This window comes from Stenotrophomonas sp. S41 (assembly GCF_016624625.1).
Taxonomy (GTDB): domain Bacteria; phylum Pseudomonadota; class Gammaproteobacteria; order Xanthomonadales; family Xanthomonadaceae; genus Stenotrophomonas.
Genome location: NZ_JACVTV010000153.1, coordinates 1 through 8,158 on the forward strand (window position 1 = coordinate 1; position 8,158 = coordinate 8,158).

An 8,158-nucleotide genomic window follows, 5' to 3' on the forward strand; every position below is an offset into this window, starting at 1 on the left:
TCCCCCAATAGCGTTACCCGGGCAGGGCCGCCGATGGCCGGCCATCGCCGCCACCCAACGGCCCCGCATCACGCGGGGCCGTCTGCGTTTACTGGATGGTGCCGACCTTCACCTCGGTACGGGCGCAGGCCTTGTCCAGGCACTCGCCGGTCAGCCAGACCTGGCCATCGCCGATCATCACGCCCTGCTGGTTGACGAAGACCTTGCCGAACTCCTGCTCGGACATCGCCTTGACCACCGCCGGGGTGATGATCTTTTCGTAGTTGCGCTGGAACTCGCCGGGGCCGGTGATCTTCTTGCCACCGGCGATGTTCAGCGGGAAGCGCACTTCCTCCACCACGGCGGCGCGGTCACCGCCGACCACGGCGGTCTTGAATGCGTTGAAGACCTTTTCGTACTGCGCGGCGTCGCCCAGCACGCTGTCGATGCGCGCGCGCGCATCGCCTTCATCGGCGGCAGCGGCGGGCGCAGGGGTTTCGCTGGCGTGCTCGGCCGCGGCCTGCGGCGCAGCGGCCGGGTCAGGCGTGGTGCTGGCGGCAGCTTCGGCCGGCGTGGAACCGGTCATCGGCGGCGGCGCATCGGGAGCAGGCTCGGCCGGCGGTGCCGGCTGCGAACAGGCGGCCAGCAGCAGGGCCGGAATCAGGAAAGCAATCTTGCGCATGGCGCGGACTCCATCGGATCAATACGCCGATGGTAGCGCCGGGCCATGCCCGGCGTGTTTGCCATGGGTGAGGACGCCGGGCATGGCCCGGCGCCTCACTGCCAGAAGATCCACGCCATGCGTGGATGCTCCACCGGCGGTTCCTGCCGGTGCGATCAGCCCTTCAGCAGCTCGAACTGCACCGCTTCACCGGCAGCCGACGAAGCACACACCCACACATCGAACTGGCCGGGCTCGGCACGCAGCACGCCGTCGCGGCCGGTGAATGCCAGCTGCTCGCGGGTCAGGCTGAAGCTCACTTCAGTCGACTCGCCCGGCTGCAGGGCGACCTTGCGGAAGTCCTTCAGCTCACGCACCGGCCGCACGCGGCTGGCCACGCGATCATGGATGTACAGCTGCACCACTTCCTCACCGGCCACGGCGCTGGTGTTGGTCAGCGTGGTGGTCACGGTCAGCGTGTCGTCCCAGCCGAGCTGGGCCGCGCTCAGCTGCGGCACGCCGTAAGCAAACGTGGCGTAGCCGATGCCGTGGCCGAACGGGTACAGCGGCTCGTTCGGAATCTCGCGCCAGCGTGCCTTGAACTCCGACATTGTCGGCAGTTCCGGGCGGCCGGTGCGCGGGTGGTTGTAGAAGTACGGCTGCTGGCCGGACACCTGCGGGAAGCTGACCGGCAGGCGGCCGGACGGGCTGTAATCGCCGAACAGCACATCGGCCACCGCGTGGCCGGTCTGCGTGCCCAGGTACCAGGTGACCGCCACGGCATGCGCATTGCGCACCGCACCCTGCAGGGCCAGCGCGCGGCCATTGCGCAGCAGCACCACCAGCGGCTTGCCGGTCATCGCCACGGCCTCGGCCAGCGCCTGCTGTGCCGGCGGCAGGGTGATTTCCACGCGCGACTGCGCTTCACCGCTGTAACGCTGCGGTTCGCCCAGTGCCAGCACCACCACGTCGGCGCGCAGCGCAGCGGCCACGGCCGCTTCGGTGCCACCCGGAATCGCGGCTTCCAGCTCGCTGCCCGGCACGACTTCCAGCAGTGCTTCATCGCCGATGGCGGCGCGCACGCCGGTTTCCAGGTCCACGTAGCGCTGCTTGTCGCCGAACAGGGTCCAGCAGCCTTCGATGTTCTCGCGGTCCTGCACGAACGGGCCGATCAGGGCGATCTTCTGCCCGGTTTTCTGCAGCGGCAGCACGTTGTCGCGGTTGTTCAGCAGCACGATCGAACGGCGCGCGGCATCGCGCGACAGTTCGTCATGGGCGGCGATGTGCGAGGTATCCGCTTCGCGCGCCGGGTCCAGCGAACGGTACGGATCGTCGAACAGGCCGATGGTTTCCTTCAGCCACAGGATGCGGCGCACGCCTTCATCCAGCACGGCCATCGGCACTTCGCCGCTCTCGACCAGGCCCGGCAGGTGCTCGGCATAGAAGCCGCTCTGCATGCTCAGGTCCAGGCCGGCGGTGAAGGCCTTGGCGGTAGCGTCGCGGTCGTCGGCGGCATAGCCGTGCGCGACCAGTTCCATGTCGGCGGTGTAATCGGAGATCACCACGCCCGGGAACTTCCACTCACCGCGCAGGATGTCGGTCAGCAGTTCGGCGTTGGCGCTGGCCGGCACGCCGTTGATGTCGTTGAACGAGGACATCACGGTGATCGCGCCCGCGTCGAAGGCGGCCTTGAACGGCGGCAGGTGCACGTCGCGCAGGGTCTGCGGCGAGATGTCCACCATGTTGTATTCCATGCCGGCCATCACCGCGCCATAGGCAGCGAAGTGCTTGGGCGTGGCCAGCAGCGAATCGGCGGCGCGCAGGTCGCCGCCCTGGAAACCGCGCACGCGGGCGGCGGCGAAGGCGCAGCCCAGCACCACGTCCTCACCGGCACCTTCGGCGCCACGGCCCCAGCGCTGGTCGCGGGCGATGTCCACGGCCGGTGCATAGGTCCAGTGCAGGCCGGCGGCGGTGGCCTCGACGGCGGTGGCACGGGCGGTGCGCTCGGCCAGGTCCGGTTCGAAGCTGGCGGCTTCGCCCAGCGGGATCGGGAACACAGTGCGCATGCCGTGGATGACGTCGGCAGCCAGGATCACCGGGATGCCCAGGCGGCTCTCCTCGGTGGCGACCTGCTGGATGCGGCGGCCCAGTTCGGCGCCCACGCCGTTGAACAGCGAGCCGACCTTGCCTTCGCGCACCTGCTGCAGCACCTGGTCGGCGTTGCGCACGTTGGCTTCCGGGTTCACGTCCGGGGCGAACGGGCGGACCATGTCCGCGAAGACACCCAGCTGGCCGACCTTTTCCTCGACGGTCATCTGGGCAATGAGGGATTCGATGCGATCGGAGGCCACCAGCTGTCCTTATGAAAACGTTTACAAGCCCGGCATTCTAGCGTTCCCGGGCCATTTGGCGAGAGGTTTCGTCATTCAGTTTCGTGCGCCCGCCCACAGTCTGGGCGGCCCATACGGGGGCGGACGCGAGGGAGGAGCTTACTCTGACCCGGCCAGTGCGCGCTGCCCCGCCATCAACATGGCATCGCTGGAGGCCTGGAAGACCCGCAGGCCAAAGGCCGGAAGGATCGCCAGCAGGTGGTCGAAGATGTCCGACTGCACCCCTTCATAGACCGCCCAGGTGGTGCTGCGGGTGAAGCAGTAGATCTCCAGCGGCAGACCCTCGGTGGTGGGCTGCATCTGCCGTACCAGCAGGGTCATATCGGTATGGACGCCCGGGTGACTGCGCAGATAGCGCTCCACGTAGGCGCGGAAGGTGCCCAGGTTGGTCACCCGCCGGCTGTTCACCTCGGCCACGCCCTGCTCGCGCAGGCGCCCGTTCCACTGCTCCAGCTCCTGCGCCTTGTCACGCAGGTAGTCGCCCAGCAGGGCGAACTGGCCCAGCCGCTGCAGCGCGTCCGCATCCAGGAAGCCGACGCTGTGCTGGTCCAGGTACAGCGCGCGCTTGATCCGGCGGCCGCCGGCCTCCTGCATGCCGCGCCAGTTCTTGAACGACTCGGTCACCAGCTTCTTGGTCGGGATGGTGGTGATGGTCTTGTCGAAGTTCTGCACGGTGATGGTGTGCAGGGCGATATCGATGACATCGCCGTCGGCGTTCTGGCTGGGCATCTCGATCCAGTCGCCGAGGCGCACGCGGCCGTCGCCACTGATCTGCACGCTGGCCACCAGCGACAGGATGGTGTCCTGGAAGATCAGCATCAGCACTGCGGTGGCCGCGCCCAGGCCGGTCACCAGCGGGCCGATCTTCACCCCCAGCAGGGTGGCGACGATGGACAGGCCGGCGGCCACGAACACCACGATCTTGACCACCTGCAGGTAGCCCTTGATCGGCTTGTTGCGGGCATCGGGCTTGCGCTCGTACAGGCTGTTGACGGCATCCAGCGCGTGCGAGAACGCCAGCGACACGGTCAGCACCGCCCACACGATGCACAGCTTGATGATGACGTTGACCAGGCCAGGCGGCAGGTCGGGGATGAGGGCGATGCCCGAGGCGATCACCTGGCTGGGCACCACGTTGGAGAGCCGCGCGATCACCCGCATCAGGTGGCTGCCGCGCCCGGATTCGGCGCCGGGCAGGCGCTGCAGCAGGCGACGCAGGCCGCGCACGAGGATGCGCTTGGTGACCCAGTTGGCCAGGCCGGCGGCGACCAGCAGCGCCGTGATCATCAACGCCAGGTAGGCGCCGGGATAGGGTTCCAGTGTCATCTGCAGCTGTTCCAGCCACTGTACCGCCACCACCGCGTCCACCATCGATTGTCTCCTTGTTTGTTTTTTGAGGTTGAGGTTGCCGGCCAGCGGCCGGCACTACCGGTCAGAGGTTGCCGGCCAGCGGCCGGCACTACCGGTCAGTCGCGAGAGCGCTCGATGATCACGCCCACCGCGCGCGCGCCGCGCACCGCACCGGGCTTGCTCAGCTTCAGGCGCAGCCACTTCACGTCGAACTCGTCCAGCACGATCTGCGCGCAGCGCTCGGCCAGGGTCTCGACCAGGCCGAATTCCGATTCGCGCACGAACTGCTCCAGGCGCTTGCTCACCGCCTTGTAGTTCAGGGTATGGGCGATGTCATCGGACGCGGCCGGGCGGCGGTTGTCGAAGCCCATTTCCAGGTCGAACACCAGGTCCTGCCGGATCCGCCGTTCCCAGTCGTAGATGCCGATCAGGGCGTCGATCGTCAGCCCTTCGATGAAAACCTTGTCCATTGCGGTTACCAGCCGGATACAGGCGGCCATGGTAACGGCACGGCGGTGAGCCTGCCCGGAACGGGCGGCGGCGTGGGAGGGTGCGGCAGGGGCGGGAAAGACAAAGGGCCCTGCTAGCGGGGCCCTTTGGTACCTCTCAACGTCCCCAGGGGAAGCTGGAATCCAGCCGCGAGTCCCGGAGCACACGCTGGCGAAGGTACCCCATCGGTCCTGCCCGATGCGAGAGGCGATTGCGACAATTGCTGGTGACGGAAAAACAAAGGGCCCCGCTAGCAGGGCCCTTTGGTACTACCGTTTGTCCCCGGGGGGAGCTGTTGAACAGCCGCGAGTCCCGGTGGCGCAGGCATGCAGAGTAGGCCGGGTCCAGATCGTCGGTCAAGGCCAGTTCCGACAGCCAAGGTCAGGTGTTCGTCCGAGGCGAAACACAGAGAATCGGCCACCCGCACAACGACGTTCCCTGATGGTTGTTGCCCGCGTGACTGGCCAACATCGATTCATTCTTCACCACCGCACATCACGATGGCTTCATACGATGCACTGCGGCGCGCGTTGTCAGCGGAGCGTCTGTCTACTTACGAGAGAATTGCATCGACCTGCGGCCCCGGCGTCACAGCCGAATCCCTCTACCTGTGGAACATGCGGCTGTGCGGCGCGCTGATGATGCCGGTCCATCTGTGCGAAGTGGTCACCCGCAACGCCGCGGCAACGGTTCTCGTTCGGCAGCACGGCCCACGTTGGCCTTGGAATGATGCCTTCCGACGCAGACTGCCAACTTCGTCCAGTACTTCTCCACGCACGGCACTGGAACAACTTGCCAGTCGCGTAAGCGATACACCTGAGATCGTCGCCAACCTGCCAATGGTGTTCTGGCAGCAGCTATTCACATGTCGCTTCGACTCCACGCTGTGGATACCGGCACTCAGCGGGGTCCTGCGCCATGCGCCTTCCGCCCACCCTAGTGTCATCCGGAAAGCCATCCACGCGGATGTTGGCCGCATCCGCCACCTGCGCAACCGCATCGCCCACCACGAACCCATCCTCGAGCGCGACATCGGTGCCGATCTGGCCGCAATCGGGCGGCTGATCCATGCGCGCTGCCCGCACACCCTGGGGTGGCTGCAGCGCCATGAGCGGGCGACGACGGTGCTGGCGGCATCGCCGTTGGCGGCACGTCTGTGATGCGTCCGCCGGGCGTGGCCGTAGAGTCGAGCTTGCTCGACTGCATCAATGACAGTCGAGCAAGCTCGACTCTACCGGTTCAGACCGCCGGCAGGGTCGCCATGTCCCAGCGCGGGGTGACTTCCACCTTCGGCGGGTTGTGCTGGCCGGCCTGCAGGCGCAGCGCGCCGGCGAAGGCGATCATCGCGCCGTTGTCGGTGCACAGCGCCGGGCGCGGGAAGCAGGCGCGGCCGCCCAGGCGCTCGGCCATCTGCTGCAGGCGGGCGCGCAGGCGCTTGTTGGCGCCAACGCCGCCGGCCACCACGATCACGTTGGTGCCGGCCGCTTCCAGCGCGCGCTCGCACTTGATCGACAGGGTCTCCACCACCGCATCTTCAAAGCCACGGGCGATGTCGGCGCGGGTCTGTTCGCTCTGGTCGCTGTCGCGCCAGGCCATCAGGACCTGGGTCTTCAGACCGGAGAAGCTGAAATCCAGCCCGGGGCGGTCGGTCATCGGCCGCGCGAAGCGGTAGACGCCCGGCGTGCCCTGCTCGGCCAGCCTGGCCAGCTGCGGGCCACCCGGGTAAGGCAGGCCCATCATCTTGGCGGTCTTGTCGAAGGCCTCGCCGGCCGCATCGTCCAGGGTTTCGCCCAGCAGGCGGTACTGGCCGATGGCGTCCACCGCCACCAGCTGGGTATGGCCGCCGGACACCAGCAGCGCCACGAACGGGGCTTCCGGCGGGTCGTCTTCCATCAACGGGGCCAGCAGGTGGCCTTCCATATGGTGTACGCCCACCGCCGGCACCTCCAGCGCCCAGGCCAGCGAACGGGCCACGCCCGCGCCGACCAGCAGGGCGCCGACCAGGCCAGGGCCGGCCGTATAGGCCACGCCGTCGATGTCCCCCACGCCCAGGCCGGCCTCGGCCAGGGTCTGGCGCACCAGCGGCAGCAGCTTGCGGACGTGGTCGCGGCTGGCCAGCTCGGGCACCACACCGCCGTACTCGGCGTGCAGGGCGATCTGGCTGTAGACCGCATGGGCGCGCAGGGCCGCGCTGCCGGCCAGGTCGGTGTCATACACCGCCACGCCGGTCTCATCACAGGAAGATTCGATGCCAAGGACTCGCATGCCTGCTATTATGACGCCCCTGCCGCCCCCTCGGGGGACGTGCAGATCTCACTGCTTTCGACCCCCGGCCCGCATTCAGGGTTGGACGCTTGCAGTTTGTTGATTCGCCGCTATAATGTGCGGCTCGCCGGGCGTGACCCGGTTCTACTGTGTCCCGGAGATTCCATGCCCAGCGTCAAAGTCCGCGAGAACGAGCCCTTCGAGTTTGCTCTTCGCCGCTTCAAGCGCACTTGCGAAAAGGCCGGTGTGCTGGCCGAAACCCGCAAGCGCGAGTTCTACGAAAAGCCGACCCAGGAGCGCAAGCGCAAGGCTGCCGCTGCTGTGAAGCGTCAGCTGCGCCGCTCGTCGCGCGACGTCACCAAGCGTCAGCGCCTGTACTGATCGGACGCATCTTCATTGCGATGGGCTTGCCTGTCGCAGTGGAGCCGAAGCCGGCACGCGCAAGCGTCGCCGGCTTTTTGCGTTTCCGGGTTCGGGCATCCGCCCCTGCCCCACCACCACCACGAGGTTCCTCATGAGCATGAAGCAGCAGCTCACCGACGACATGAAGGCCGCCATGAAGGCGGGCGAGAAGCACAAGCTGGGCGTGATCCGCCTGATCAACGCCGCCATCAAGCAGAAGGAAGTGGACGAGCGTGTCGAGCTGGATGACACCGCCGTCATCGCCGTGCTGGACAAGATGGTCAAGCAGCGCAAGGACTCGGTCACCCAGTTCGTGGCCGCCGACCGTGAAGACCTGGCCGAGATCGAGCGCGCCGAGATCGTGGTGATCGAAGCCTACCTGCCGGCCAAGATGGGCGAAGCCGAGATCGTGGCCGCCATCCAGGCCGCCATTGCCGAGACCGGTGCCACCGGTGCGGCCGACATGGGCAAGCTGATGGGCGCACTGAAGCCCAAGCTGGCCGGCCAGGCCGACATGGGCCTGGTGTCCAAGCTGGTCAAGCAGCAGCTGTCGTAAGCCTGCACCCCATCCGGTAGCGGGGGGGGGGGGGGGGGGGGGGGGGGGGGGGGGGGGGGGGGGGGG

Annotated in this window: 8 protein-coding genes; 3 read left to right on the forward strand and 5 right to left on the reverse strand. The window is 67.5% G+C overall.

The annotated features are described in order from the left end of the window. Positions 1-88: 88 nt before the first annotated feature. From IAE56_RS19825 to folB, 4 genes are all read right to left on the reverse strand, one after another. Complete coding sequence (locus tag IAE56_RS19825; RefSeq protein WP_200753705.1) at positions 89-661, reverse strand: hypothetical protein; 573 nt, start codon at positions 659-661, stop codon at positions 89-91. A 155-nt stretch (positions 662-816) separates the two neighbouring features. Further along, positions 817-2,991: a glycoside hydrolase family 3 N-terminal domain-containing protein gene (locus tag IAE56_RS19830; RefSeq protein WP_200753706.1), complete on the reverse strand. Its 2,175-nt coding sequence runs from the start codon at positions 2,989-2,991 to the stop codon at positions 817-819. A gap of 138 nt (positions 2,992-3,129) precedes the next feature. After that, positions 3,130-4,401 carry a mechanosensitive ion channel domain-containing protein gene (locus tag IAE56_RS19835; protein WP_200753707.1) on the reverse strand — a complete coding sequence of 424 codons (1,272 nt, stop codon included), beginning with the start codon at positions 4,399-4,401 and terminating at the stop codon, positions 3,130-3,132. Between the two features lie 95 nt (positions 4,402-4,496). Further along, positions 4,497-4,850, reverse strand: coding sequence for a dihydroneopterin aldolase (folB, locus tag IAE56_RS19840; RefSeq protein WP_025878255.1), 354 nt, complete (start codon positions 4,848-4,850; stop codon positions 4,497-4,499). A gap of 519 nt (positions 4,851-5,369) precedes the next feature. Here folB and IAE56_RS19845 point away from each other — a divergent pair. Further along, positions 5,370-6,029 carry a hypothetical protein gene (locus IAE56_RS19845; RefSeq protein WP_200753708.1) on the forward strand — a complete coding sequence of 220 codons (660 nt, stop codon included), beginning with the start codon at positions 5,370-5,372 and terminating at the stop codon, positions 6,027-6,029. A 79-nt stretch (positions 6,030-6,108) separates the two neighbouring features. On the opposite strand, the gene tsaD is transcribed toward IAE56_RS19845, so the two are convergent. Then, positions 6,109-7,134 (reverse strand): tRNA (adenosine(37)-N6)-threonylcarbamoyltransferase complex transferase subunit TsaD, encoded by a 1,026-nt coding sequence (gene tsaD, locus IAE56_RS19850; RefSeq protein ID WP_200753709.1) that lies wholly within the window; start codon positions 7,132-7,134, stop codon positions 6,109-6,111. 165 nt (positions 7,135-7,299) lie between these two features. On the opposite strand from tsaD, the gene rpsU reads away from it, so the two are divergent. Continuing rightward, positions 7,300-7,515 (forward strand): 30S ribosomal protein S21, encoded by a 216-nt coding sequence (rpsU, locus tag IAE56_RS19855; RefSeq protein ID WP_002808376.1) that lies wholly within the window; start codon positions 7,300-7,302, stop codon positions 7,513-7,515. 133 nt (positions 7,516-7,648) lie between these two features. Next, positions 7,649-8,092, forward strand: a complete 444-nt coding sequence (locus tag IAE56_RS19860) for a GatB/YqeY domain-containing protein (RefSeq protein ID WP_108767508.1) — start codon at positions 7,649-7,651, stop codon at positions 8,090-8,092. Positions 8,093-8,158 lie beyond the last annotated feature (66 nt).

Excerpts from the sequence above, each read along its gene's own strand:
- IAE56_RS19825 (WP_200753705.1), bottom strand. The coding sequence starts at position 661 with ATGCGCAAGATTGCTTTCCTGATTCCGGCCCTGCTGCTGGCCGCCTGT.
- IAE56_RS19835 (WP_200753707.1), bottom strand. The coding sequence starts at position 4,401 with ATGGTGGACGCGGTGGTGGCGGTACAGTGGCTGGAACAGCTGCAGATG.
- folB (WP_025878255.1), bottom strand. The coding sequence starts at position 4,850 with ATGGACAAGGTTTTCATCGAAGGGCTGACGATCGACGCCCTGATCGGC.
- IAE56_RS19845 (WP_200753708.1), top strand. The coding sequence starts at position 5,370 with ATGGCTTCATACGATGCACTGCGGCGCGCGTTGTCAGCGGAGCGTCTG.
- tsaD (WP_200753709.1), bottom strand. The coding sequence starts at position 7,134 with ATGCGAGTCCTTGGCATCGAATCTTCCTGTGATGAGACCGGCGTGGCG.
- rpsU (WP_002808376.1), top strand. The coding sequence starts at position 7,300 with ATGCCCAGCGTCAAAGTCCGCGAGAACGAGCCCTTCGAGTTTGCTCTT.
- IAE56_RS19860 (WP_108767508.1), top strand. The coding sequence starts at position 7,649 with ATGAGCATGAAGCAGCAGCTCACCGACGACATGAAGGCCGCCATGAAG.